The organism is Buttiauxella sp. 3AFRM03, assembly GCF_003675305.1.
Lineage (GTDB): Bacteria > Pseudomonadota > Gammaproteobacteria > Enterobacterales > Enterobacteriaceae > Buttiauxella > Buttiauxella ferragutiae.
In genome coordinates this window covers 4,722,044-4,747,339 of the sequence record NZ_CP033076.1, presented here as the reverse complement: position 1 = coordinate 4,747,339, position 25,296 = coordinate 4,722,044, and the positions used below count along the sequence as shown (strand labels likewise).

Here is a 25,296-nt window from a genome sequence, read left to right as displayed (position 1 = left end):
ATCATAATTATTATTGTATGGGTCAGAACCCTACCTCAATGAGATAGGGTGAGCTTTGATCTTATACAACATCAGTTATAATTCAGACCTGTTATCATTCACCCAAATTATCAATACCATCACTCAGAAGAAGATGAAGCACCACTTTGGCATGTTCAGATGCAGTAGGTGTAATAGTGCGGGCTCCCACAAAGCCGCAGATACTGCGACAGCATCTGCAGCTTGCAGGGTATTAACATTACCAGTGGTAGGAATAACTCAACCCAACCTGCATACCGTCGTTCTGATAATCAGTCGTCTGGTAGCCGACATTCCCGCGCAGGGTTGAATTAGGGGTGATGTAATAATTTACGCCGACTTGTGCATAAGGCTTAACGCTTTGGCTATCGCCACGGTCGTAAATAGAATCCGCATCGTTGACATACTGAATCAAGCCGGTGAACGCATCACGTTTATGATGAAGCTTAATATCAGCACCGACACCCGCATCTAATTCGACAGACTCAGTGAGCTGATGATTCATATCAACACCTAACTGAAGATCGAAGTTTTCATTGCCCATGCGCCCATAAGTAGCAGGGAAATCAATATTATCTTGTTCAGTGTAACCGGCACGAGAAACCTTATGATATTTCAGCGCAGCCAGTGGGGTTACGCGTGTTTGTTCGTTGAGAACAATACCGTAACTGGCGGTTAAGCTGGCGTAATAACCTTTAATTTTAGAATTCCCTTTGCCCGCTTCTGTCCCATATTGAGCGGCACGGCTAATTTCCAGTCCTTGTTGTAAGAAGGCCGCTGAAATTTCCGAACTGAAGCCGACGTTATCTTTATTTTCCTGGTAACGTAACCACGTCCCCACGCCAGGTTGGTTATTCCCGCTGGTTTTATAACCTTCGACCAGATTAGTATGATTGGCTAAATTCAGTGACCCACCCATCGTCCAGTTTTCTGCCGGGAAACGGAATGAACCAAACAGACCTGTCGCAATACGGTTATTTTGGTGAACGTCATCATACTGGGTAAATAAACCTACGCAGTGGTCACTATCGCCCATCTGGCAACGGCTTTCAGCCAGGTTATATAACGCGGTCTGATAGAGATCGAGAATCTTATAGCCGTTTTCTGCCATTTTGTTGATTGACTGGCGTGTTTTATTGATATCAATTGGGTCTGATACCAAGGGCACTGTCGGCTCACGCGGATCAATCGGTACAATCGGGTCAACTGGTTTTGATGGTTGAGTGCGATCACCCGTGTCCGGCGGAACAATTGGGTCAACTGGCTTCTGCGGGTCAACCGGATCAACTGGTTTCGGTGGATCAACTGGGTCTACCGGTTTTGGTGGGTCAATCGGGTCAACGGGCTTCTGTGGTTCAACGGGTTTAGACGGCTCAAGTGGCGTCATACCTGTGGAATAGTGTAATTTCCACAGCACTGCGCTCGTTTCATTGTTGTTCGTTTCTACATATCCGGCAACCACTTTGCCATCATCAGAAATCGCCTCGGCGCTGGACTCGCCACCATTCAGGCTTTTATCCAGAGGGCTTAGCTCGAACATTTTGTTCGCGCTTGAGACATAGACAAATCCGCGCTGATTATCATCTTCATTCCATGAAGAACCGACAATAAATTCGCCATCATGTGAAACCGCAGATGCAGATGAAAAACCGGTATTGTCTTTTTTCAGGGTACCCAGATCTTTCATGCCTTCGGCATCAGTATGACGAAATGCATGCATCTCATCATTGTCATCATCTGAATAACCCACCGTCACCAGGCCATTTGAAGAAACGGCATTGGCAGCGGATGAACCATCATTATTTTTACGCAAAGAACCTAATGAAACAGCACCTTTAGCATCAGTATATTTAAATGCCTGAGCTTCATTGTTGATTAACGCTCGGCCGACAATAACACTGCCATCGTAGTTGATGCCGTTGGCACTAGAAGGACCGGAATTGCTGTTAGTTAAAAATGAAAGCCCTTCAACTTCTGAAAAACGGTAGGCGTGTTGGTCTGCCAAACCAACAATGGTTTTACCATCACCAGATACCGCAAGAGCAGAAACTTCCTTAAGGCTTTTATCTTTACCTACAATGGTGACGTTACCCGTGACCAGGTTATATACATAGGCTTCTGACTCAGTGGCTTGAGCATCATTAAAGTAACCCGTCGCAACTTCACCGTTATCGGAAATCCCGGTGATATAAACATCACGACCATCGTTATTCAATACTGAGATATCAATATCCTGACCATTTTTTTTGATAAATGAACGGTAAACCTGGTCAGATATTTCATAGGTACCACCGATCACACTACCATCAGAAGATATTGCCGTACCTTGCCCGACATTTTTTAAAACCTCGAGTTCATAATCCATTGTTGAAGCAGCATAAGAAATCGAGATATTAGAAACGATTAAAGATGCCAGCAATGACAATTTAAAATTGTTAGGTTTATTTAATTTCATAATTAAATTTATTACTTCCAGTAATTATAATATCCATGAAGTACAGGATACTTCTTAAGAAGAAGTACCAGTAGCGAGGTCACTTGTCATGACACGTATCTATATTGGGGGCGAAATATAATGCAACATAAGTTAAATTGACAAGATAATTGTGATAATTTTCGTCGAAAAATAAGAGCGCGCGACTCTTAAAAATCATTAAAAATTGATTACTGGAAATATTAAAACAATTCAAACACTGACATTATGTTACTGAAAAACATGACATAGATCACATTTTTTAGGCTCATTTTCAGCCTCATTCACGCTCGTTTTTCCCTGCCGAAGCGTTTGCCTGCGTGGTTACCGATCTAAGAAAAAGTCTTAGTGAATTATAGCAATTTAAAACCATTTAAAAGATAAAAAAACCAACTCAAATGCAATTCAGTCGCATTTACATCCAAAAATCAACATAACACCAACTTCATCAACTGGTCTGATAACCCTGTTTTTAGTGTTGATGTTAGCTCGATACACCAGGGTTTTACACGCATTCAACGCAGATGAACCACCGTTATGCAGGCACGACTTTATCTGCCCATTAATTAATAGTGATATTGTTCAGGTTTAATTACGGGAAATATTGTTGACGTAATTCAAATAAATTAACTCGTGAAAAGTACAACATCCTATTAAAAATAAAATCTCTGCCAAGGAACTTCTTTTTTGCTTAACTCCACAGACTCAGCCTGTTCTTACTCGTCATTGCCACAGATAAGATACACTCTGAACTCAACCACATTTCCAGAGGTGTACCATGGAGCAGTTTCCAGTCACGCTTATTATCCTGAACGGCAAAGGTGCGGAAAACGACATCTTGCGTAGCGCCGTGAAGGTCATGCGCGAAGAAGGATATACGTTACATATTCGCGTCACCTGGGAAAAAGGGGATGCGATTCGTTATGTGGAAGAAGCATCGCGCATAGGCGCGGATACCGTGGTTGCGGGCGGTGGCGATGGCACGATAAACGAAGTGGCGACGGCGCTGGCACAACTTGCTCCGGAACATCGTCCGGTGCTAGGCATTCTCCCGCTAGGCACCGCCAATGATTTTGCCACCAGCGTCGGCATTCCTCAGGAACTCGACAAAGCTTTGCAGTTGGCGATTGTCGGTAAAGGTGTCGATATCGACCTGGTGCAGGTTAACGAGTCTTACTTCTTTATTAATATGGCGACCGGTGGTTTTGGCACGCGTATCACCACTGAAACACCAGAAAAACTAAAAGCCGCCCTGGGTGGTATCGCCTATTTTGTTCATGGTTTGATTCGCCTGGACACGCTCAAACCTGACCGCTGCGAAATTCGTGGGGAAGGTTTTGAATGGCAAGGTGATGCGCTGGTGATCGGTATCGGCAATGGCCGCCAGGCGGGCGGTGGGCAGGAACTTTGCCCGCAGGCATTGATTAATGATGGTTTGTTAGAGTTGCGGATTTTCACTGGCGAAGAGTTGCTGCCAGCAATTTTTAAAACTCTCACGCAATCAGACGACAACCCCAATATTATTGATGGGCGTTCATCCTGGTTTGAGATAACCGCCCCGCACGACATTACCTTTAACCTTGATGGCGAGCCGTTGACCAGCCAGAAATTCCGCATTGATATCCATCCCAATGCGCTCAGTTGCCGCCTGCCACCAAACTGCCCGCTGCTGGGTTAACTCCCGGATGAGTGCCCTCACCCTAATCCTCTCCCACAGGCGCTGGAGCTAGCCTTCAGGGAGAGGGGCAATAAATCAGGCGATAGTCACTTTGCTATCCAGATAAACATCCTGAACCGCATTAATTAACTTCACGCCCTCAGACATAGATTTCTTAAAGGCTTTGCGCCCCAGAATCAGCCCCATACCGCCTGCGCGTTTGTTAATTACCGCAGTGCGCACCGCGTCAGAAAGATCGGTTTCACCACCCGCAGCACCGCCGGAGTTTATCAGCCCGGCGCGGCCCATATAGCAGTTCGCCAGTTGATAACGCACCAGATCGATCGGGTTATCGCTAGTCAGTTTGGTGTAAACACGGTCGTCGGTATAACCAAAGTTCACCGCCTTGTAGCCGCCGTTATTTTCCGCCATCTTCTGTTTCACAATATCCGCGCCAATTGTGGCCGCCAGATGGTTCGCCTGCCCGGTGAGATCAGCACTAACGTGGTAATCCACGCCATCTTTTTTGAAATCTGGGTTACGCAGATACGCCCACAGCACAGTAACCAGCCCCAGTTCATGCGCACGTTCAAACGCCACCGAGATCTCTTCAATCTGGCGGCGTGATTCCGGCGAACCAAAGTAAATGGTCGCGCCGACCGCCACCGCGCCCATATTGAACGCCTGCTCAACACTGGCGTACAACGTCTGGTCAAAGGTATTTGGGTAACTCAGCGTTTCGTTGTGGTTCAGCTTGACGAGGAAAGGAATGCGGTGCGCGTAGCGGCGCGACACAGAGGCCAGCACGCCATAGGTTGAGGCAACACAATTACAGCCCGCTTCAATCGCCAGCTCAACAATGTTTTTGGGATCAAAATAGAGTGGATTGGCCGCAAACGATGCCCCAGCAGAGTGTTCCACACCCTGATCGACAGGTAAAATAGACAGGTAACCGGTGCCTGCCAGCCGCCCGGTGTTATACAGCGTCTGCATATTACGGAGCACCGCAGGCGGGCGGTTGTTATCCACCATCACGCGGTCTACATAATCCGAGCCAGGCAGAGACAACTGGTCTGCCGGAATAGTCATACAACGATGCTGTAACAAGCCGTCGGCATCTTTGCCAAGCAACTGCGCAATATCAGTCATAATACGCTCCCGTTATTTCAGCGAGCGCCCTGCCCGCTGTTGATGAATAGTCCTGCTAAAAAACAAGCAGACCTAATCCTGGTCGTGAGTGGCGTTCTTCGCCACTCCGGGAGCACTTTTGGTTGGTTTTGGGTTGTATAGTCTGGTAAACACGGATGCGTTTTTTTGCCACACCGATCATATAATCAACACAAAGGTATTTAAAAGGTATTATTGATTGGTATGGTTATGGTGTACCCAACACAATCATGAAGGTTCAACGTATGAAACGTACAACAATTAGCCTTTCATTCATGATGTTTATTGAATGGTTTATCTGGGGCGCCTGGTTCGTCCCGCTTTGGCTGTTCCTCAACAAAAGTGGCTTTAGCCCAACTGAAATCGGCTGGTCTTACGCCTGTACCGCTATCGCCGCTATTCTGTCGCCGATTCTGGTCGGCTCGCTGACCGACCGTTTCTTTGCCGCGCAAAAGGTGCTGGCACTGCTGATGTTTGTCGGTGCGGTGCTGATGTATCTGGCGGCGCAACAAACCGAGTTTGTCTATTTCTTCCCGCTGCTGCTGGCCTATTCCCTGACCTACATGCCAACCATCGCGCTGACTAACAGCATCGCGTTTTCCAACGTCGAGGATGTGGAGCGGGACTTCCCGCGCATTCGTGTAATGGGCACTATCGGCTGGATTGCCTCGGGTTTAGTGTGCGGTTTCTTGCCGCAAATGCTCGGTTTTAGCGATATCTCGCCCACCAACGTTCCGTTACTGATAACCGCCGGTAGCTCATTGCTGCTGGGTATTTTTGCGCTGGCCTTGCCCAACACACCACCAAAAAGCACCGGCAAAATGAGCCTGAAAGTGATGCTCGGTCTTGATGCAATTGTGTTGCTCAAAGACAAAAACTTCCTGGTCTTTTTCTTCTGCTCATTCCTGTTTGCTATGCCGCTGGCGTTCTATTACATCTTCGCCAACGGGTATCTGACCGAAGTCGGTATGCATAACGCCACTGGATGGATGACGCTCGGCCAGTTCTCCGAAATCTTCTTTATGCTGGCGCTGCCATTCTTTATTAAGCGCTTTGGCATTAAAAAGGTATTACTGCTTGGTCTTATCACCGCCGCCATCCGTTACGGCTTCTTCGTTTACGGTGGCGCCGACCACATCTTTACCTACGGCCTGCTGTTCCTTGGCATTTTGTTGCACGGCGTGAGTTACGACTTCTATTACGTCACCGCCTACATTTACGTTGATAAAAAAGCGCCCGTCCATATGCGCACCGCAGCACAAGGGCTGATTACGCTGTGTTGTCAGGGGTTCGGTAGCTTGCTCGGCTATCGCATCGGTGCAGCGCTGATGGAAAAAATGTTCGCCTACCCAACGCCTGTAAACGGTCAGACCTTCAACTGGGCCGGAATGTGGGGCTTTGGTGCCATCATGATCACAGTCATTACCGTGCTGTTTATGGTGTTTTTCCGCGAGTCGGACAAAGAGATCACCACTATTGCCGTTGCTGGCAATCAAACTGAAAAAGATCTAAAGGAAGCATAAATGATGGAAAATCGAATTCTTGGAGCCTTTTATGGCCAGGCGTTAGGTGATGCAATGGGAATGCCGTCGGAGTTGTGGCCACGCTCGCGAGTGAAAGCGCACTTTGGCTGGATTGACCGCTTCCTGCCCGGCCCTGCGGAAAATAACGCCGCCTGTTATTTTAACCGGGCAGAGTTTACTGACGACACCTCGATGGCGCTGGCGCTGGCGGACGCGATTATCGAACATGATGGCGTCATTAATGCCGATACCATTGGCCGCCACATTTTAAGCTGGGCTGAAGGCTTTGATGCGTTCAATAAAAACGTCCTCGGCCCGACATCAAAGATTGCATTGAATGCGATTAAACAAGGCACGCCGGTTAGCGCGCTGGAAAACAATGGCGTAACCAACGGCGCGGCGATGCGCGCTTCACCGTTGGGCTGCCTGCTACCTACCGGCAATCTTGATGCTTTTATTGATGAAGTAGCGCTCGCCTCAAGCCCGACGCACAAATCCGACCTCGCCCTTGCCGGTGCGGTAGTCATTGCCTGGGCAATTTCGAAAGCTATTGAAGGAACAAGCTGGGAAACCATCTGCGATGAACTGCCGTCGATTGCCCGCCACGCTCAGGAAAAGCGCGTCACCACATTTAATGCTTCCCTGGGCGCACGTATCGAACTGGCGCTCAACGTGGCCAGAAACGCACCCGGCACCGAGTCTGGCATGGAACAGATTTATCAACTGGTCGGTACCGGCACCAGCACTATTGAATCTGTCGCGGCAGCCATTGCGATGGTGGAACTGGCGCAAACCAATCCTAACCGCTGCGCGATTTTATGCGCCAATCTCGGCGGCGATACCGATACCATCGGCGCGATGGCGACGGCAATTTGTGGCGCACTGCACGGCGTAGAGAGCATTGATACTGAACTCAAACGCGAGCTTGATGATGTCAACCAGCTCGACTTTACGCGTTACAGCCGCCTGTTTATGGGCTATCGCCAGCAAAGGGAGGCGCGCAATGAAAGCCGCTGAATTACGTTCCCGCTTACCAGGGCTGGCAGCAAAACGCCCGGTTTGCGTACTCGGTTCGGCGGTGATTGATGTCATTGCCGACGCTTACTCTCTGCCGTGGCGCGGTTGCGATATCGAGCTGCAACAACAAAGCGTAAATATCGGCGGCTGTGCGCTGAATATCGCACTAACACTGTCACGCCTCGGCATCGCTTCGAAAAATGCGCTGCCCATTGGCCAGGGAACCTGGGCGGATATCATCCGCAGCAGTCTTGAAAAACAAGGCATCGAAAGCGAAATCCACACCAACAGCGGTGATAACGGCTGGTGCCTGGCGCTGGTCGAGCCGGATGGCGAAAGAACGTTTATGTCGTTTCGAGGTGTCGAACATCAGTGGAATCAACCGTGGCTGGATAAGTTACAGCTCGCTCCTGGCACTTTGCTGTCGCTTTCGGGTTATCAACTGGCCGGGCCATGTGCGGAACTGCTGGTGAGCTGGCTTGAATCGCTGAACGGCGTCACGGCATTTATCGATTTTGGCCCACGCATCGCTGATATTCCCGCCCCGCTGCTGACGCGGATTATGGCCTGCAAACCGATTGTTTCGCTTAACCGCCAGGAGGCCGCGATTGCAGCCGAATGGCTGGAGGTGGCTGGCGACAATATAGAAGGGATTTGCCGTGCCTGGCTTGAACGTTATGACGCGCCGCTCATCGTGCGGCTCGATAAACAAGGCGCGTGGTTTGGCTCCCACGACGCCATCGCGCTGGTGGCTCCTTTCCCGGCACAAGTGGTTGATACCATTGGTGCGGGCGATAGCCATGCGGGCGGCACGTTAGCGGGGCTGGCTGCAGGATGGAGTCTGGCAGAAGCAGTTTGTCTGGGAAATGCAGTTGCGTCTTATGTTGTCAGCCATCGGGGCGGCGACTGTGCGCCGTTTCTGGAACAACTATACCGATACCCAAAATAATTCGAGCGGCATCGCGGCGGCAAGAGAGCGAGTCCCGATGAGCTTAGTAAACTAAGTGATTCGGGTGAGAGAACGCAGCCAACAAAGATGCAGCTTGAAGTATGACGGGTCTACTCCTCGCAAACAAAAACGTATAGATCGCTGCGGCAGTAGCTGATGCTGTACTCGATGGGCCGGTTTTGTGGGTCAAAAGCAACCTGTTTGATAACCAGAACCGGCACTGGCGTTTCCAGTTTGATGTGCGACTGGAATTCGCTGTCCGGCATTCTGGCGCTGACGCGGCTACGGGTGCGCTGAGGAATAATGTTCTGGCTGCGAAAGTAGTCATACAATGAAACACCGATTTCATCAGGGTCGGCGATCAACTCCGCAGGAACGTACGATTCTTCCACTGATACCGCATCTTCATCAACGTAACGAATACGTTTGAGCAAGAACACGTCGCTATCTGCCGCCACGGCTAATTGTTCTGCCACTTCCGGCGAGCATTTCACCACCCGTTTATTGACCCACAGCGTGTTCGGCTTTTTACCGCGCAAAACCACCTGTTGAGAAAACCCGCGCGCCTCTTTGAGCGAATACTCAAAAGTGGAGTTAATTTGCGTACCGTAACCTCTGGATCGCGTCACCACGCCGTCGTCTTCCAGCGTCTGCATCGCTTTGCGCACCGTAATGCGCGAAACGCCAGTCAACTGGCTGAGATCGCGTTCGCCCGGCAAAATATTGCCCTGGGGCAAAATACCGCTGCGTACTGCCGCCTTCACCGTTTCGGCGAATTTCAAATACAGCGGCGTGTTATCAGCCTGCGAAAACCGCTGGATAAGTTGCTCAATGAGCTGAGTGTGAACCTGTTCCATGTCGCGCAAATGTCCGGAAGATAAGGTGAAACCAGTATAACTCAATGGTCTTATAGTGGTATTACCTCAATCACCACCATTGGTGAAAATGATGCACCGGTCCAATTCCGTTACCCACTTCCAGCGAATCTGCTTGCTCTAAAGCCTGAGACAACCACGTTTTCGCCGCCAGAATTGTTTGCGGCCAGTCGTGATAGCGTGGATAAAGTGCGGCGAGTGCCGCAGAAAGCGTACAGCCAGTGCCATGAGTATGGCGCGTTTGTACGCGCGGCGCGGTAAAGCGCTGTGCGCCATCGCGGGTAAATAGCCAATCCGGGCTTTCAGCATCGTCAAGATGTCCGCCTTTCATCAGCACCGCTTTGCAGCCCATAGCTAACAATGCGTCGCCCTGTAGCTTCATTTCGTGTTCATTGCGTGCGTGTGGGGCATCCAGCAGGGCGGCGGCTTCCGGCAGGTTCGGCGTAATCAGCGCCACTTGCGGCAGAAGCCGACGGCGTAAACTGTCAACCGCCGAGGGCGCAAGCAAAGGATCGCCACTTTTCGCCAGCATCACCGTATCGAGCACGACATTTTGTGCGTGGTAAAACGCCAGCCGTTCAGCCACCGCTTCCACAATATCGGTTTCCGCTAACATGCCGATTTTAATGGTATCGATGCGCACATCACTGAGCACGGAGTCCAGTTGCGCGGCAACAAAGGCCGGTTCAATACGATAAACCGACTGCACGCCACGCGTGTTCTGCGCCACTAACGCGGTAATCACACTGGTGCCATATGCCCCCAACGCCGAGAAAGTTTTCAGGTCGGCCTGAATACCCGCGCCGCCGCTCGGGTCGGTTCCGGCAATGGTCAGTGCATTGATACGTGTTAACCCTTTCATGCCAACGCCTCCCCATTCAGCCCGTAAAGTGCATCGAGAAATGCCGGAATAAAACTCCCGGGACCACAGCTGGCGGATATAGCCTGCTGGCCTGCAAACTTCATAAACTGGCAAGCCGCAGCGACGTTATCCAGCCGCGAGCCCGGCAAAGAGCAACAGGCGGCAACTACCGCTGAAAGCGCACAACCGGTGCCGACCACACGCGTCATCAAAATGCCGCCGCCCGCCACGCTCCAGCTGTTTTCACCATCAGTAATGTAATCACGCTCACCCGTCACCGCGACAATCGCGCCAGTCAGTCGAGCAAGCGCCTGCGCCGCAGGTAGTGCGGAAAACGCATCATCGGTGCTATCCACGCCTCTTCCACCAGAATGCTCCCCCGCCAGTGCGAGGATTTCAGATGCATTCCCGCGAATGGCCGCAGGTTTTAGCGCGAGCACCTGATGGGCGAATTGAGTACGGAACGTCAGGCCGCCAACGGCAACCGGATCCAGCACCCAGGGTGTGGCGGATTCATTTGCAGCATGAATGGCTGCAAGCATGGCATCACGGCGATCGGCTGTCAGCATGCCAATATTGACTAGCAGCGCGTCGGCAACCGGGCTAAATTGAGCGGCTTCTTGTGCTTCAATCACCATGGCGGGAGCCGCACCTATAGCCAGCAAAACGTTGGCGGTAAAACTCTGCACGACGTCGTTAGTCATGCAGTGAACAAGCGGGGAAATGTTGCGAAGTTGCTGTAAAGACAAAACGGCGCGGTGGCCGGGTAGCAGGTCAGGCTGCATCATAAAGCTCCTGTCCGGCGTGAAGAAGGGATGCCGGACAGGCATCTGACTTCCCTACGCTGGCATTATCCAGATCAGGTGGTACGGGTATTTCTCAGCCTTCACAAAGAAGGGCACCCCGAGTCATTGATTAATCGTATATGTGATTAATCGCCCATCAGGATAAAGCGAGTGGCCAGCGCTGTAAACCAGGGATATCACTGTGGGCTAAATGGGTTGATTCATTTTTTTAATTCTCGCCATTTCTTCACTTGGCTACCAACCACCAGGAAATCCCCTGGCAATGTCTCATCCCGAGCGAGTTGTCAATTAAGTTTCAGGTTATTTAATTTCAGTATTTATTTCATTACGATCGTTATCCGTTCTATTACTCACCGAGAAACCCCATGCTTACAATTGCGATACGGGAAAATAATAGTCATTTTGCTCATGGTCTAAAAATTATCATTGAAAAAATTTACCGCCAGCGAAATGAAGATTTTTATTTTTTACCCGGCGAAGAACATAGTACTGCCGATATTGTTTTTATGTCACTGGCTGATAATTGGTTTACTGCTGACTGTTTTGAAATTCCCAATGCGACAAAATCCCAACGAGTTATTCTTATTTGCCGACATAAAGAACACCAAAGCCTCATGTTCCGCCCATGCCTGTATATGCTTCCGGTTATCTTTCGCGAAGATGAGGTTGATGAAGTCACCCGTAAAATAGCCCACTGGACGGAGGCTGGCTGGCGCAGAAACAACACCACGGCGGTGTCTGCCAGGATTTGCTACTACTGCACCACATGCAATTTCACCAGTGCTGAACGGCAGTTACTTATCTACATCGCCCGGGGACATTCGCTACAGGATGCGGCCCATCTAATGCAGATAGAGGAAGATACTGCAAGAATATATCGTAAAGTGATAATGAAAAAACTGAAAATCCGGGACCAGTATGAGTTGATGAACTTTATAAAAATCCATCTTCTTTCTTTAATTCATTAGCCAATATTTTTGCGCCGCAACGACTAGTTAGCGTTCCTTATCATTTAACACCCACAAATGTTATTATCTCTTTAAGAAACTACTTACATGCTCTTAAGGCATGCCTAATATATTATATTTTTATTTTCTGACAGAATACATTGTAACGATATAATCAGAAGTCTAAATCATTTAGCTTCTGATTAATTTTAGCGATGCAATCTCAGTATTAACTCATACTGTCAGCGAAAAATATGGAAATGACATCTGCTTCAACAGTGACGCTGGTCCAAATCAGAGCGAACACGCCCTCAGTTCGCGCAGTGGATGGCTAAGCATTTGTACATAGCCGCACGCAAACGCAGATATCGTCGTATCAGAAATGGCAGCATGGCCAATCTCTATAGCAGTACAACACTGATTGTCTTTGACCGCCTGGAATACCTGCAACAAAAAAATCACGCAGAACCCCTTGCGCAACCACTTGATCTTATCCTGGTGACAACCGATTCCTGGCTTGCCCTGGCGCTGACGCAACACTTTTTCAAGTCTCAACATACGCAGGTCTGCGCTTCTCTAAAGGAAGTTGAGGCGTGGCTTGAACAAATTCCCCTACCACGCATTTTCCTCGATCTTGATGGTGTTAATGAAGCGCCCCTTGATATGTTGAATACGATACGGCAATGGCAAAAAACCTGGCCGCAACTCAACATAACGCAATTAACAGCCTGCCGCTGCGTAAGCGCCGTGAAGCTGATTAATGCTGCGTCACGCTTTCCTGTCGTGGAACGCTGGCAGGAAATCACCAATCTGGTCAACCGATTGACACAGCAACAAAGCCTGCAGGAGCTATCTTCCTCATCGGATTTATCCTCTTCGACACTGTTCTCTAATCGGGAGTGGAATATTCTGTTGGGGGTGGCGCAAGGAGAATCGCTGAAAGCAATTGCCGTTAAATTAAACAAGCCCTATCACTACGTCGTTTATACCCTTGGACGTATTGCCGCTCGCCTTGATCTTGAGAACAATAAATCTCTGATACATCTGCTGAATAAAATGTCTCCTGCCATTGAGTTGAAACAAACAGAAGTGCTAACGAAAGCACTTTCGAGCGAAACATAGGAAATTGCCTATTTTTAATGTATTAATTTTGTTAAATCAGAGCAAGTAATTAACAATTATAACTATTCCTGGACACTCTTTTTCCGCCCGCCAGGCGACTACAGAACGATGTCCCATCTGACAACCTCATGCCAGATATAACAAATAATATACATTTGAGATATCGCACTATTCTTCACATTAAAAACAAACTTTTTATCCAAATATTTTAACTAACATAGTTGTATTATCCAAATAACAAATACTCAACCTGAATAATTAGAATTTGATCGCACCATTACTGGCTATAGATAACAGCAGCCTTTCTCTGAATTTATATAGATGTATAATCAAATTGCTTGATTAGAAAATCTAAATATGTATTTTCGATTAGACAAATAATTATCCAGTTACACTCGAAATCATTAGCAAACAGTACATTGAGGTATGGTTTTAAGTTGAAGGGAACATATTGCATACATTATAAAATAATAGCTAATAAAGCGTTTCATCACTTTAGCCGCCAGTGACTATGTATCAATGCGATGAGTTTCTCAAAAAATGAGGCAATAATATGAAACCTGCATCCGTAATTATCATGGACGAACACCCTATTGTCAGAATGTCGATTGAAGTACTGTTACAGAAAAATAAAGATATAGAAGTCGTGATGAAAACAGATGACAGCCGCGAGGTCATTAACTACATGAGCAGCCATCTTGTCGACCTGGTGATTCTTGACATTGAATTGCCGTCCATCGACGGATTTGCTTTATTAAAGAGAATCAAAAGTATACAAGCCGACACCCGCATACTTTTCTTGTCATCTAAGTCTGAAAAATTTTATGCTGGCCGCGCCATTCAAGCTGGTGCAAACGGCTTTGTCAGCAAAAGGAAAGAACAGGAAGATATCTATCACGCGGTAGAAATGTTGCTTGCAGGGTATTCGTTCTTTCCCTCTGAAACCCTGGAATTAATTAGCAACCCGGCATCACGCAATGGTGCAACTGACGACATGCCATTATCTAATCGGGAGATAACCGTATTACGTCACCTTGCTAATGGGTTATCAAATAAGGAAATCGCCGAACAACTGCTGCTCAGCAGCAAGACCATTAGCGCACATAAGTCAAATATCTTCTCCAAGCTTCACGTCTCCTCGATTGTCGAACTCATCGACTATGCCCGTGTAAAAGAATTATTATAAAAACACGTTGCAGGTCACAATTAAAATAATAAAGCCGGAAATAAAACCCGGCTTTATTATTTCACTGCGGTATATTTTATCCGTTAATAATAATTAATCATAAACGTAGCATCTGCGTTGGCCGGTCCCGGTTGCGGGTTATTGGCCAGGGCGATGTAATTAGCAAAAAAGGCTAATACCGCATTACCATTCTCATCTACAACCACATCCTGGCTTGCCTGCCCCAGTGGCAATTGCGTTTTATCCCGGTCGCGCAGCTCAATAGCCACATTGCTGACACTACTCTCATTTAACCCCAGCAAACCGGGGTTGCCAGTGGCTTGCTTCCCCGAAAAAGTGATTGATGCCGCTCCTGGCGGGCAGCCGTTTAGTTTCAAACTGAACGGCATGCTTTGCGTAGTGCTGCCTGCAGTACGCAGTTGTTTTGTCGGCCAGCTACCGAGTTGCACCGTTTTATTGTCATCACCCATTTCGACATAACAGCTAAAATCCACCACGTTGCCACGCAGCTCGATATTGACTTCGCCTAGCGGGGAATCGGCCTGCGCACTGTTCATCACGCCTGCGACCAGCATGCAGACCAGCAGAAAATTGCCACTCCAGGTTTTAGTCATAATCCACCCGCAAATAGCCCCGCGCGGTAAACGGCCCTTCTGCAGGTTTATTCCCGGTGACGCTCACAGGCCAGGCGCGAATCCCCACCTGCGCAGCAGCTGCATCATCGAGGCGAAAATGGATTTTACTGCTCAGATTATTAGGAATTAACGGCAAACCACTGCTATCCGCAACGACAAAGCCGAGATCGTCGTTGTTAGAGACCATGATATTGCCGGAAGCTTTTTCAGCTTCAATACGTAAAGAGAGATAGGCCTGCGCCGCCACATTGGTGCACTTGATGGCAACGGTTTTACTTTGTGGCGTAACACTTTGCGGACGGTTCCCGGCTCCTGCCTGGCTAAATAACGAAGCACCAATGTCGCCAAAATCAAATTCGACGATTTGGCCTGCATTGATTTCGCAACTTTGCGGTACTTCAATTTTACCGCTGTAGCTGATGGTATAAACCGGTGTGGTCAACGGGTCGGTGTTACGCGTGGTGACATACACCGTAAACATGGTCTGTTTTGGAATCGGCACCATGTTGATAAATCGCCGTGTCACTTTGAGTTTAAAAACCAGTTTAGAATCATTAACTGGAAAGGGTTGTTGTTTAGAAACATTAGGATGGCTGCCCATCTGGATATAGTTTTTCGGCGGGAAAAACTGCCCCGAATAGCTGTCGGTGATGCTCATTGCCCCTTCGAGATAGTCATTGAGTTTCATATATTGATACCCACCAATGGTTTCTTGCACCGGCAACGCGTTCACATAACTACGCATGGTGGTGTTGCCGCTGGTCCCTGCCGGGCAGGTGGCATTGACGCCAACCCAACCGGTTTTGTTAGCAAGCGTAATGATTTGCCCGACGTTATTATTTTCACTGGTGAATACGTCTGACAGGTCATAAAAGATATCCGTCGGCACGCCGTTTGAGTTTTTGCAGACCGTGGCAGACGCCGGTAGTACACATGCCAGAAGCACCGCCCCTGCTAAAGATGTCATCAATTTCATAAACAAATCCCTGAATAGTGCGCCATTCTATGAACAGGTGGCACTCACCACGGCGACTGCCTGAGTCAGGCTTTCTGGCGGTAATGTATAAGGTGCGTAACAGTGTGAATCTTTGCCATCGCCCCACTGAATGAGCAGTTTTCCCTGCAGCGGCAAGCCGCTGAGATAAATTTGCCCCTCATCTCCCACCATACTGGTGACACCGCTGGTTTCTTCACGCACCATCGAGCCGAATGGCACGGCGCGTCCGCCACGCGTCACGTTGAAGATAGCCCGCACGCCAATCCGCGCTTTAAATTCGGCCCGTACCAATGCCCCTTCCGTTGGCACCACGCTACTGACGTTATTTTCAACATCGGTATGGTCATCCATGGTGTTGGTATCCAGTGCGATACGGTTGTAGCGGTAAACCGTGGCATAAGGCATCACGGCGTAACCGCGCCAGTCGGTTTTCACCCCGGTTTGGTTTTCGACGCCAACACCGCTGGCACCCGGCGCTTTGATTAACACATTGGTATCTCCGAGCGGCTGGCTAAAGGTGATGCCATCGGCATGTCCTACCACACCACCCGATGCTTGCCAGTTATAGTCATGTTGGTCGCGGTCGTAGTTGTAGCCCAATCCCACCGTGCCGTAAGTGGCTTGCCAGTTGGTACTGGCACTTCCGGTGTAGCCGTTGCTGTCACTGTATCCCTGGGTGACGTTGTAGCTCAGGTTTTGCCCTTCAAGTAATGTGCCGCCGATCCCAGTTTGCAGCGTGGAGTCACCTTCTGAATTGTTACTGGCGGCAAATGTGGCGTAGGCGCGGTCGAGGGTGCTGGAACGTGAGTAACCATGCCCCAATAACGTGCTGAACGGCACCGATAGGTTAAATGCCATGATGCGATCGCTGGCGGAAATACCGACCGATTTGTTCCATGACATCGACATCGAGTAACTGATTCCGCGCCAGCCACTGGCATATCCTGCCTGGTAAGAGGTGTTGTTCTCGTTGGTTTCCCAGTAGGTTTGCTGGCTGCCTGAAACGTAGAATGAGCCATAATCGCCAAGCCCCTGAGAAATGTTGACCTGAAAACGCCCACGCTTGCTGTAGCGCAAGTTGTGATAACTCTGCACCACCGGCTCAGTGTTGTGGTTGCCGTCTTGTTCATCGGCGAATTCGTAACCTTCGATATTTTTGTAGGCCACTTCGTCCAGCGTGTAGAAGCCACGAGTTGAGTAGCGGTAGCCGAGCAATTGAAAGTTAGTACCGTAATTGCTGAGGGATTTGGCATACAGGAAACGAAGCGATTGGCCTTCATGTTCGCTGTCATCCGCCAGTTTGCTACGGGCATGAGTGACATCAAGTGAAATGGCCCCCCACTCCCCGATATTTTTACCAACGCCCAGCGCCACCGAGGCATAATCCTCGGCAAGTTGTGTGCCGCCGTAAGCTGTATAACCGCGGGGTAAACCGGCAATCAGCGTAGCCTGAGTGAAAAATGGCGTTTCTTGTTGGTCGCTACCGCTGCGGAAATCCCCGGCAACCAGGTCGAATTTTAGCCTCCCTTCACGCTGTAACAGCGGAACGGTGGAATAAGGCACCGTGTATTTTTGCAGCGTACCGTCTTTTTCTTCCAGGGTAACGTCAAGATCGCCGCTTGAGGAGGTAGGATTCAGGTCGTTAATAGCAAACGCGCCCGGTGACACATAGCTTTGGTAAATCACAAAACCATTCTGGCGGATGGTGATTTTGGCGTTTGTCCGTGCGATGCCGCGCACCGTTGGCGCGTAACCTTGCAGGCTATCCGGGTACATGCTGTCTGCCGAATAGAGCCGTGCACCGCGAAAACCCAGGCTATCGAACACATCACTGCTGGTGTTGCTGTCGCCGAGCACCAACTCGCTTTTGAGTGGGATGATTGTCCGCTGCGCATATGTGCTGATGTTATTCCAGTTGTTGGAATGGTAACCATCACCGCGCGTATAACTCCAGGCACCACTGTTGCGCAGCCGCCACGGCCCATAGTTCAGGCCACTTTGCAGGCTTAAATAATAGTTATCGTCATAACTGCCGTGGTTTCCAGTAAAGCTGTAGTTGAGCAGTACCGCAGGGATGCCTTCGTCCCATTCTTGCGCAGGAATATACCCGCGAGCGCTATTAAGCAACGACACTTGCGGCAGGCTTATATCCAACCGCAGTTTGGCAAAATCAAAGTGGGTTTCTGAACCAGGGATGAGCTCCGCCAACGGCACGCATTCCCCAGGCTTTAATTTCGCAAGCGCAGGATAAGCAAGCATATTCAGCCCCAGACGCTGCAACCAGCCTGTATCAAGGCACGGCACCAGACCGTCCGCGCTTACCTTTCCATCCGCCTTGTTACTGGCATCAAAGCGCAGATCCTGGGTTGCGATAAATTCAGCGTTACGCCAGATATCCACACGATACACACCAGGAGCCTGTTGGCTCCCTTTTTCAAAACGCGATAAATCCGCAACAGCAGCATCTTCTGGCGACAAAAAACCAGGGTTAAAATAGCTTTCTCCTGAACTGATTGCAGGCCAAAGCGCTGCCATCACCATCGCCGCAATCGGAGTAACTGACTTGTTCATCATCTGCCCGGTATCCTTGTTGTGCAGAGCCCGCATTACAGCATTGCGCCCTTTTGCACAGGGGTTACCGCACCGTAATCATTCACGGTCTGGAAGGAGATGGTTCCTTTTAGCGTGGCTGGGACCGTCACCTGCGCCACACTTTTTGGCGCAACCATGGTATTTGCCAGTTTCTCGTTACCGACCTTCAGATTGACCGTACTGATGTAATAAGGCGAAGGATTGTGAATACTCAGATGCTCGCCGCTACGGCTAAAACGCAGTTGTTTAAACGCTTCATCTGGCTGCATTTGCAGGTTTTTAGGACGAACAAATAATTTGATACGTGACAAAATCGCCAATTGCAGCACGTTATTGCCTGCGAGATTGGATTTATCCACCGAGGGAATCGCTTTCACGTTCATCCAGAAAATGGACTCACGATCGGTTGGCAACGGTGGCCCGGCGTAAATAATCCGCAGCGTGTTTTCACTTTTAGGCTCACTGACAAAAAGCGGGGGCGTAACAATAAATTTTTTGTCTTTTTCCCCACGATTATTCTCAATCCACGAATTCACCAAATAACGCTCTTTGTCATCGCTATTATTAATTGAGAGCGAAGTTTGTTTGGCATCGGCCGGATAAATAACTCGTGTTGCCCCCAGAGCAACGCCTCCAGCAGCATGCACATTAAAACATGTTAATAACAGGCACAGCATTACCGCCAGACCTGGTTTAAATAAAGTCGTCATTACAAAGCACCATCATTATTATTAATCGACGTAACAGAGCCAGGTGCGGCATGCGGAATAATAATCTTCTGTTTAGCCTCATCCCTGTGGCTATCGTCATCCCTGCCTGGTCCGATTACTCGTATTTCATCACGAAGGTGGCATCTGCGTTCGCCTGGCCTGCTGTTGCAGTGGCAGCGGTCGCTTTATAACGCGCGGTAAATGGCAAGGTGTTGGTGCCATCAACCAAAGTTTTCGCGGTAGAGAATGTGCTGCCATCCGGGGTCAATACTTGCGATTTATTGTCCAGAATTTCGATACCTACGCCGCCTGCGGTGGTGCTATTATCACCAGAGTTAATAGCCAGAAGCGTTGGGTCAGTGCCATCCGTTTGGCCTGAAAAAGCCACAGAAGCCAGTGTGGATACGCTGGTATCACAATCGTTCAGGACGATGGTAAAAGGGATCTGCGCTGAAGTGTCACCCACTTTAGTGAACGCCGCGGTACGGTACTGGCCGAGTTTCACAATCTGATCGGCAGACTTGGTGCTTACCGAACAGGCAGCATTCACCAGCTCACCTTGAAAGTGTACGGTACCGCCATTTACCGTCACCGCATCGGCCTGTGCCGCACCGCTCACTAATGCAATGCCAGCAACCAAAGAGCAAGCAATTTTACTAAATTTCATGGAGATTCCTTTAATTATTAAAATATCCTGTTTGAATAATGTATCCTTCATTCATTATTCCAGTTGATTTACTGAGCCAAATAGCCCCCAACTCCCCAATCCATGCGGAGATATTTTCATCTTCTCGAAAACGATGAATTAACATTTAAAACACCATCTTCTCGATGTTAATAATTTAAATTAATCGCATAGCTAATAACATGTGTAAATCCTTTATCTTGCCTAAGGAATGTCTTATTAAAGACCAGGAAACAACGGCGGGAAATCAGTAAACAATAGTGATTTGTTACTTAAATGGCTTTTATTACAGTAGGTTATTAGTATCTTCTGGATTAAGAAATTTGTTTCAAACTTGTTAAAATCCACCCCATACTACGCTACAGGGTGCCAGGGAGTGCTGGCCTTACCGCCTGACTGCAACTCGAATTATTTAGGGTATAGACGTTAGGAAAGGATACCGGGAGGGATTTTGTAAGCGGCTAAAATGATTATGTATAACATTCTTATTCCGAATGTTTTATAAAAAATATTTTTGTGACAATGCTATAAACTCAGAATAATTTTCACACTGACTTAAATTATCAATAACGTCGTTATCAAGAATATTTGTCAGATAATCATAAATAATCATGCTATCGACAAAAGCATCCTCACTAATGGCTAGCATATAGACCAGTTTAACTTTTTTCCCCACATCCCATTCAATTCCATCAGGAAATATAGCCACCGTCACCATAGTACTTAATGCTACCAGACCTAATGGATGTGGAATGGCGATTTTATCATCCAGCAATGTTGACGCTCGCACTTCTCGTTCAATTACTGAGTCTAAATAATGCTCATCAACTCTTCCTTTTAATTCTAATTGTGAGGAGAGAAAGTTAATCAGCGACTCCTTGGTATGGACGTGGCTTTCAAATACAAAAAAGTGATCCGCAGAAAAATAATTCACCATCGCCGCAGGTGGCGTGTTTTCAGCGGTTAAAAAGTACTTCATGTTTTCTAACTGCCATCTTTCTGGCAACGGAGGCAAATTGATAACACGTTTGTTCTTCTCTTCAATGGCTACAAAGCTTATGACAATGCTCTCTTCCACACGGGTCATCGCTTTGTACTGCTCAACCGAAACACACTTTGTCATAGCAATGTTGGGGTACATCCGGATTATTTTCTGGCAGACGATCCGGGTTGAGGCTTCACCTTGATCATTGACGACTAATGCACTGATAGTGTGACCTTCGTCTTTCAGATGAATCTCTTCAAGAATGGCCCCGATATGCATGACGAGATAGCCAATCTCATCATCGCTAATTTTGTTAGAAAAGAAGTGTTCCAGCTCACTAAAAGCAGCCAGCGTCATTTCGTACATCAACGGATAGTGACGCTTAATTTGCTCAATCAACGGGTTGATAATAGTGATGTTATTATTAACGCGTATACGCATGGCCTGAATGTGACTAAGCAGATTCTTGCGTGACAGCTCATCATAACTGACGTCGCAGAACCAGGACGAACTGACATAACTCAAAAAATGGTTCATCACCGCACGCTCGGCGTCGTGCTGCTCATGCTCGAGCGCATTTTCACTCGTCATTGAACAAAACGCGGCGAGATTCATCGCCATATAATCGATTTCGCTTTGCGCAATGTTAGGTACGGCATCCGCCAGCAGCAGGGGAAGAATATCGCGCGCGACTATTTTTAAGTGCGGTTCGCAAGCGTCAAACTCATAATCCAACAGCCAACTTCCCCGGAGAATGCGCTCACAGGTAATCCCACAAATCAGGGTAAAAAACCGCAAATTGACATCGCTTACCACTAATCCATGGCTAACAAAGTAGTCACTCAGCGCCAGCTTGATGTTGGAAATCTTCGCCAACGAATCAAAGATCCCCTGGTAATCTTCTTCCGCTTCTTTTGAGCGCAGCAGGTTATCGTAAATGCAGCGACGAAACGCTATTTCGCTGCCAGAGAGTTTAAATTTATCGACCCCTCCAGAAACGATACTCAGGTCATAGAGGGCAAAATGACGCTTAAGCAAAGCAATGTCGTTTCTCAGGCTGTAGATACTGATAAACCACGTCGACTCCAACTCCTCAAGCGAGATTTCCGCATCCTGGCGCAATAGCGTCGACAGTAAAGCCCGGCGGCGTTCTGCTGTCGAACGAGTCTCTTTCCAGGGCCTTTGTGACTGTTCAAGCAGCGTTTTATGACCCGCAGGATTGTTAACCTGAATGGAAAAACCTTTCTTACGATGGTGAATGAGACTGTTACCAAACCCGCCAACGATATCATTTAGATCTTTCAGGTCACTGCGGATGGTTCGCGTGGACACATTCATCTCTTTGGCCAAAGAGGTTTGCGTCACATTCCCTTGAGCAATCTGGGTGAAAATATCTCTGATCCGCTTATTGGTAAACAGTCTCATTTCTCTCTTCACACTATTTCTACGTACAACGTCTGCACATCATTAGGGTTTAGCGCCGCCCTTTCCTGTGACGGGGTTTTCTCGTCCAGCAAGACGTAACGAGCATTATTCAGCGCCGGAATGGTGGCTGTGGCATTCAGATTTGGGTTATAGAAGCGGCAAATTAACCCCTCGCCCTCTTCTGCGCATTTCACCACGCTGACCAGTGCATCTTCCGGGCCATCAGGCAGGGCCAGCAGACTGTATTCCTGCGGATATGTGCGTTGTTCATCGCTCAGGCAAAAACGCAGACGGCCATTGAGGAAGTCGCTGTCCTGATAGACCGGAAACGATGTCAGCAACGATTTCGATAGCCGCGCATGCTGTGCCTCGTCAAACGAGCCGCTATAGATACGCCAGCCAAATGCGAAGGACAACGGTCCAGACAACTGTGCATCTGGTGTCGCCACTACCGACTCACCCGACGCACGCCCCGGACGATAGAGCAGGTTCTCTTTGCCCATGTAACCGAATGAACGGAATAGAGTAACGGAAATGGTATCGAAATTGTCGCCGACGATTTCATATTCACGCACGCCATTGGTATGCAATGTGAAACCATGCTTTTCATCATGCAGGTTCACGTAGCTTTGCATTGGCTCAATGGAAATCGGTTTTTCATGCCAGTTTTCCGCTTCCCACACTTTCAGGGCGTTACTCAGTTGCACCGGGCGCGCAACCACACCAAACAACTGATCCGCATAAGAGACATTTGCCAGTATGTCCGTCGCGAAATGGACGCATAAACGATGACTGAGCACCTGGTTATCCACGTCAACTGTAAAGCGGATTATGTCGTCATACTGCAGAGTCACATGCACCGCGACTTTCATTGTAGAGGTGGCGATACCCTGCGCCCGCTCTTCGAGGTTGCCAGGAACTTTAAGTACATAATCAAGTAACAACGACTGATTCAGGCCATTATTCTCCCGGTGGGCTGAAGCCAGGCAACCTTCGGAGGTAACAATCAAGTCACCACGCGGCGGCGAATAGTTGTAGGAATCTCCATCATCGCCATTTTCCACCAACAGCATCTGGCGCTCATAGCGTTTACCGGTGGTTTTATGCTTGATGGTGAGCAACCCGTTCTCTTCCACTTCCATGCGATAAAATGCGTTCTCGATGACCATCATATTATCCGTGACCCGCTTACTTGCCCCATCAGCATCAAAATCAAGATGCCAGCGGGTATAACCGAGAGCAGGTAAGTCACTGCTGTTCACCGTCACTTTAGTGCGATAAACCTTCTCCGGTTTATGGTATGGCTTGCCAGGATTAAGTCGAATGGTCTGGTTCAATACGTAACTGGTCAAATCGGTCTGTTCTTCAATCACATAGGGCAATGCATTGCCCGCCGAATCGCGCAGGGTGAATGGGATACCCGGCAACCATGCCTCGAAGGTCACCTGTGGCGCGGCTGTATTAGTTAGCGGGTTGAATACAGTGAACGTGTAATCGTGCTCGCGCTGGGTACGAATGGCAATTAATCGGCTATGCAGCTCCAGCAAGTTGACGGCTAAATCGCGAGCCTGCTTATAGCGGAAGAAAATATCCTGATTAGTATCGTCGCTGTTACAACCGCCGATGCTGTCATGGGCGGCGTTATAAAACATCAGTTTCCAAATATCAGCGATGATTTTTGACGGATATGCATGCCCAAGGCTGCGGCTAATGGCTAGCACAGGCTCAAGCGTATTGACCAACAGCGATTCAATCTCGTTATTGAGTAACTTCAGATCGGCCCGGCATGAGAAAATCGTCTTGTGCACGCGGGAGTGTTTGCCCTCAGTCAGCTCGCCCTGGAGTATCCGCACATCGTTTGCAGACTCTTTTTCCAGCGCCTCCAGGAAGTCCAGAGGGCTACTTATCTGGTAGTGTCCTTCATCGTCGCAGGCATTGAATTGCTTCACCAGATCCGGCAGATTCTCACGCACCGGAGCCTGATCAAAACCGTGCGGGTAAAGCAAGTTTTCACGGTCACTACGCGCTTCAATCGGTGACATTTTTTCATTCAGGAACGTCGCCATTTTTTCGGGAGTTTCATCAAGAAGCCCACCATAGTGGTAACCCCATGGCATCTGCACTGCAAAGATCCGATCGCCGTTTTCACCCTGCCAGATAAACTCGGTTTCCCGCAGCGTGTTGTCCGCGATACCACGCCAGAAAAGCGCGTGGTGAATACCGAACTGTTTGTAGATCTGCGGCATATTGCCCCCCTGACCAAAACAGTCAGGAACATAGCCCAGAGCCATGCTGCTGCCCGCATCAGTAGCGACCTTAATTCCATACCAGAGGTTGCGTACCAGCGACTCTTGATGAATAACCAGCTGATCGGTTTGGGTGTACCACGGTCCCGTGAGCAGACGTTTTTCAGCAATTAATTTAAACAATACATCTTTGTCTTCCGGAGCCCACAGCAAATAGCTTTCAATTAACGCACTTTGCGCATCCAGCAGGTAACAGGGAAAGTCATCGTTATTCTCCAGTATACGAATCACATTTTTGATGTGATTAAAGAGATAAATACGTGAACGCGATGATGTGAAATACCACTCCTGATCCCAGTGAGTATGGCTGTAAATATGGACAATTTTATTTTTCATACCAATCTCCCATTACGCAAAGT

The 25,296-nt window shown here is 48.5% G+C and carries 20 protein-coding genes and 1 riboswitch; of the genes, 7 read left to right on the top strand and 13 right to left on the bottom strand.

All coding sequences use genetic code 11. From position 1 onward, the window contains the following. Nucleotides 1-238 precede the first annotated feature (238 nt). A complete protein-coding gene (locus D8682_RS23575) occupies nucleotides 239-2,383 on the bottom strand; it encodes an autotransporter domain-containing protein (protein ID WP_237930532.1) in 2,145 nt (714 codons plus the stop codon). Between the two features lie 886 nt (nucleotides 2,384-3,269). On the opposite strand from D8682_RS23575, the gene yegS reads away from it, so the two are divergent. Continuing rightward, nucleotides 3,270-4,169: a lipid kinase YegS gene (gene yegS / locus D8682_RS23570; RefSeq protein ID WP_064545154.1), complete on the top strand. Its 900-nt coding sequence runs from the start codon at nucleotides 3,270-3,272 to the stop codon at nucleotides 4,167-4,169. A gap of 75 nt (nucleotides 4,170-4,244) precedes the next feature. Here yegS and fbaB read toward each other — a convergent pair whose 3' ends face one another. After that, the gene (fbaB, locus tag D8682_RS23565; RefSeq protein WP_121815248.1) at nucleotides 4,245-5,297 is read right to left on the bottom strand and encodes a class I fructose-bisphosphate aldolase; all 1,053 of its coding nucleotides are present in this window, start codon (nucleotides 5,295-5,297) and stop codon (nucleotides 4,245-4,247) included. A 263-nt stretch (nucleotides 5,298-5,560) separates the two neighbouring features. Here fbaB and D8682_RS23560 point away from each other — a divergent pair, with 263 nt between their 5' ends. Genes D8682_RS23560 through D8682_RS23550 form a run of 3 tightly spaced genes read left to right on the top strand, consistent with a single transcriptional unit; the run spans nucleotide 5,561 to nucleotide 8,804 of the window. Beyond that, nucleotides 5,561-6,838, top strand: coding sequence for a nucleoside permease (locus D8682_RS23560; RefSeq protein ID WP_121815247.1), 1,278 nt, complete (start codon nucleotides 5,561-5,563; stop codon nucleotides 6,836-6,838). Beyond that, a complete protein-coding gene (locus D8682_RS23555) occupies nucleotides 6,839-7,855 on the top strand; it encodes an ADP-ribosylglycohydrolase family protein (RefSeq protein WP_121815246.1) in 1,017 nt (338 codons plus the stop codon). It begins immediately after the preceding gene. After that, a complete protein-coding gene (locus D8682_RS23550; protein ID WP_064545146.1) occupies nucleotides 7,842-8,804 on the top strand; it encodes a PfkB family carbohydrate kinase in 963 nt (320 codons plus the stop codon). Before D8682_RS23555 ends, D8682_RS23550 begins: the two co-directional genes overlap by 14 nt. Before the next feature lie 110 nt (nucleotides 8,805-8,914). Here D8682_RS23550 and D8682_RS23545 read toward each other — a convergent pair whose 3' ends face one another. The 3 genes from D8682_RS23545 to thiM form a co-directional block, all read right to left on the bottom strand. Then, nucleotides 8,915-9,661 (bottom strand): GntR family transcriptional regulator, encoded by a 747-nt coding sequence (locus D8682_RS23545; RefSeq protein WP_064545144.1) that lies wholly within the window; start codon nucleotides 9,659-9,661, stop codon nucleotides 8,915-8,917. A gap of 70 nt (nucleotides 9,662-9,731) precedes the next feature. Further along, on the bottom strand, nucleotides 9,732-10,541 hold the full coding sequence (gene thiD / locus D8682_RS23540) for a bifunctional hydroxymethylpyrimidine kinase/phosphomethylpyrimidine kinase (RefSeq protein ID WP_121815245.1): 810 nt from the start codon (nucleotides 10,539-10,541) through the stop codon (nucleotides 9,732-9,734). Next, on the bottom strand, nucleotides 10,538-11,326 hold the full coding sequence (thiM, locus tag D8682_RS23535) for a hydroxyethylthiazole kinase (RefSeq protein WP_121815244.1): 789 nt from the start codon (nucleotides 11,324-11,326) through the stop codon (nucleotides 10,538-10,540). The genes thiD and thiM overlap by 4 nt, the downstream gene beginning before the upstream one ends. Nucleotides 11,327-11,360: 34 nt before the next feature. Further along, nucleotides 11,361-11,457, bottom strand: a riboswitch (TPP riboswitch). Nucleotides 11,458-11,712: 255 nt separating this feature from the next. Between thiM and D8682_RS23530 the strand changes: the two genes are divergently transcribed. The 3 genes from D8682_RS23530 to fimZ all read left to right on the top strand — a co-directional run bounded on the left by D8682_RS23530 (nucleotide 11,713) and on the right by fimZ (nucleotide 14,602). Beyond that, the gene (locus D8682_RS23530; RefSeq protein WP_064545138.1) at nucleotides 11,713-12,315 is read left to right on the top strand and encodes a LuxR C-terminal-related transcriptional regulator; all 603 of its coding nucleotides are present in this window, start codon (nucleotides 11,713-11,715) and stop codon (nucleotides 12,313-12,315) included. Between the two features lie 369 nt (nucleotides 12,316-12,684). Then, nucleotides 12,685-13,416, top strand: coding sequence for a LuxR C-terminal-related transcriptional regulator (locus D8682_RS23525; RefSeq protein WP_064545136.1), 732 nt, complete (start codon nucleotides 12,685-12,687; stop codon nucleotides 13,414-13,416). A 553-nt stretch (nucleotides 13,417-13,969) separates the two neighbouring features. Beyond that, entirely contained in the window at nucleotides 13,970-14,602 is a 633-nt protein-coding gene (gene fimZ, locus D8682_RS23520; RefSeq protein WP_064545134.1) for a fimbria biosynthesis transcriptional regulator FimZ, read from the top strand. Between the two features lie 83 nt (nucleotides 14,603-14,685). Here the strand turns inward: fimZ and sfmF are convergent, their stop codons facing one another. The 8 genes from sfmF to mngB form a co-directional block, all read right to left on the bottom strand. Continuing rightward, the gene (sfmF, locus tag D8682_RS23515; RefSeq protein WP_121815766.1) at nucleotides 14,686-15,177 is read right to left on the bottom strand and encodes a fimbria assembly protein; all 492 of its coding nucleotides are present in this window, start codon (nucleotides 15,175-15,177) and stop codon (nucleotides 14,686-14,688) included. Between the two features lie 31 nt (nucleotides 15,178-15,208). Then, nucleotides 15,209-16,213, bottom strand: a complete 1,005-nt coding sequence (gene fimH, locus D8682_RS23510) for a type 1 fimbria D-mannose specific adhesin FimH (RefSeq protein WP_064545132.1) — start codon at nucleotides 16,211-16,213, stop codon at nucleotides 15,209-15,211. A 27-nt stretch (nucleotides 16,214-16,240) separates the two neighbouring features. Beyond that, entirely contained in the window at nucleotides 16,241-18,841 is a 2,601-nt protein-coding gene (locus D8682_RS23505) for a fimbrial biogenesis usher protein (protein WP_255424154.1), read from the bottom strand. After that, entirely contained in the window at nucleotides 18,841-19,536 is a 696-nt protein-coding gene (gene fimC, locus D8682_RS23500) for a type 1 fimbria chaperone FimC (protein ID WP_121815241.1), read from the bottom strand. Before fimC ends, D8682_RS23505 begins: the two co-directional genes overlap by 1 nt. A gap of 115 nt (nucleotides 19,537-19,651) precedes the next feature. Further along, complete coding sequence (gene fimA / locus D8682_RS23495; RefSeq protein WP_064545243.1) at nucleotides 19,652-20,203, bottom strand: type 1 fimbrial major subunit FimA; 552 nt, start codon at nucleotides 20,201-20,203, stop codon at nucleotides 19,652-19,654. A 10-nt stretch (nucleotides 20,204-20,213) separates the two neighbouring features. Beyond that, a complete protein-coding gene (locus D8682_RS27360) occupies nucleotides 20,214-20,348 on the bottom strand; it encodes a hypothetical protein (protein ID WP_255424152.1) in 135 nt (44 codons plus the stop codon). 372 nt (nucleotides 20,349-20,720) lie between these two features. Beyond that, the gene (locus D8682_RS23490; protein ID WP_121815240.1) at nucleotides 20,721-22,631 is read right to left on the bottom strand and encodes a PTS sugar transporter subunit IIA; all 1,911 of its coding nucleotides are present in this window, start codon (nucleotides 22,629-22,631) and stop codon (nucleotides 20,721-20,723) included. A gap of 8 nt (nucleotides 22,632-22,639) precedes the next feature. Then, nucleotides 22,640-25,273, bottom strand: a complete 2,634-nt coding sequence (gene mngB, locus D8682_RS23485; RefSeq protein ID WP_121815239.1) for a mannosylglycerate hydrolase — start codon at nucleotides 25,271-25,273, stop codon at nucleotides 22,640-22,642. Between the last annotated feature and the right edge of the window lie 23 nt (nucleotides 25,274-25,296).

What these genes read in the sequence shown, in the direction of transcription:
- D8682_RS23525 (WP_064545136.1), top strand. Translation starts at nt 12,685, where the DNA reads ATGGCCAATCTCTATAGCAGTACAACACTGATTGTCTTTGACCGCCTG.
- D8682_RS23545 (WP_064545144.1), bottom strand. Translation starts at nt 9,661, where the DNA reads ATGGAACAGGTTCACACTCAGCTCATTGAGCAACTTATCCAGCGGTTT.
- sfmF (WP_121815766.1), bottom strand. Translation starts at nt 15,177, where the DNA reads ATGCTGGTCGCAGGCGTGATGAACAGTGCGCAGGCCGATTCCCCGCTA.
- fbaB (WP_121815248.1), bottom strand. Translation starts at nt 5,297, where the DNA reads ATGACTGATATTGCGCAGTTGCTTGGCAAAGATGCCGACGGCTTGTTA.
- D8682_RS23550 (WP_064545146.1), top strand. Translation starts at nt 7,842, where the DNA reads ATGAAAGCCGCTGAATTACGTTCCCGCTTACCAGGGCTGGCAGCAAAA.
- yegS (WP_064545154.1), top strand. Translation starts at nt 3,270, where the DNA reads ATGGAGCAGTTTCCAGTCACGCTTATTATCCTGAACGGCAAAGGTGCG.
- fimH (WP_064545132.1), bottom strand. Translation starts at nt 16,213, where the DNA reads ATGAAATTGATGACATCTTTAGCAGGGGCGGTGCTTCTGGCATGTGTA.
- thiM (WP_121815244.1), bottom strand. Translation starts at nt 11,326, where the DNA reads ATGCAGCCTGACCTGCTACCCGGCCACCGCGCCGTTTTGTCTTTACAG.
- mngB (WP_121815239.1), bottom strand. Translation starts at nt 25,273, where the DNA reads ATGAAAAATAAAATTGTCCATATTTACAGCCATACTCACTGGGATCAG.
- D8682_RS27360 (WP_255424152.1), bottom strand. Translation starts at nt 20,348, where the DNA reads ATGTTAATTCATCGTTTTCGAGAAGATGAAAATATCTCCGCATGGATT.
- fimA (WP_064545243.1), bottom strand. Translation starts at nt 20,203, where the DNA reads ATGAAATTTAGTAAAATTGCTTGCTCTTTGGTTGCTGGCATTGCATTA.
- D8682_RS23505 (WP_255424154.1), bottom strand. Translation starts at nt 18,841, where the DNA reads ATGCGGGCTCTGCACAACAAGGATACCGGGCAGATGATGAACAAGTCA.
- D8682_RS23490 (WP_121815240.1), bottom strand. Translation starts at nt 22,631, where the DNA reads ATGAGACTGTTTACCAATAAGCGGATCAGAGATATTTTCACCCAGATT.
- D8682_RS23530 (WP_064545138.1), top strand. Translation starts at nt 11,713, where the DNA reads ATGCTTACAATTGCGATACGGGAAAATAATAGTCATTTTGCTCATGGT.
- thiD (WP_121815245.1), bottom strand. Translation starts at nt 10,541, where the DNA reads ATGAAAGGGTTAACACGTATCAATGCACTGACCATTGCCGGAACCGAC.
- fimZ (WP_064545134.1), top strand. Translation starts at nt 13,970, where the DNA reads ATGAAACCTGCATCCGTAATTATCATGGACGAACACCCTATTGTCAGA.
- D8682_RS23575 (WP_237930532.1), bottom strand. Translation starts at nt 2,383, where the DNA reads ATGGATTATGAACTCGAGGTTTTAAAAAATGTCGGGCAAGGTACGGCA.
- fimC (WP_121815241.1), bottom strand. Translation starts at nt 19,536, where the DNA reads ATGACGACTTTATTTAAACCAGGTCTGGCGGTAATGCTGTGCCTGTTA.
- D8682_RS23555 (WP_121815246.1), top strand. Translation starts at nt 6,839, where the DNA reads ATGATGGAAAATCGAATTCTTGGAGCCTTTTATGGCCAGGCGTTAGGT.
- D8682_RS23560 (WP_121815247.1), top strand. Translation starts at nt 5,561, where the DNA reads ATGAAACGTACAACAATTAGCCTTTCATTCATGATGTTTATTGAATGG.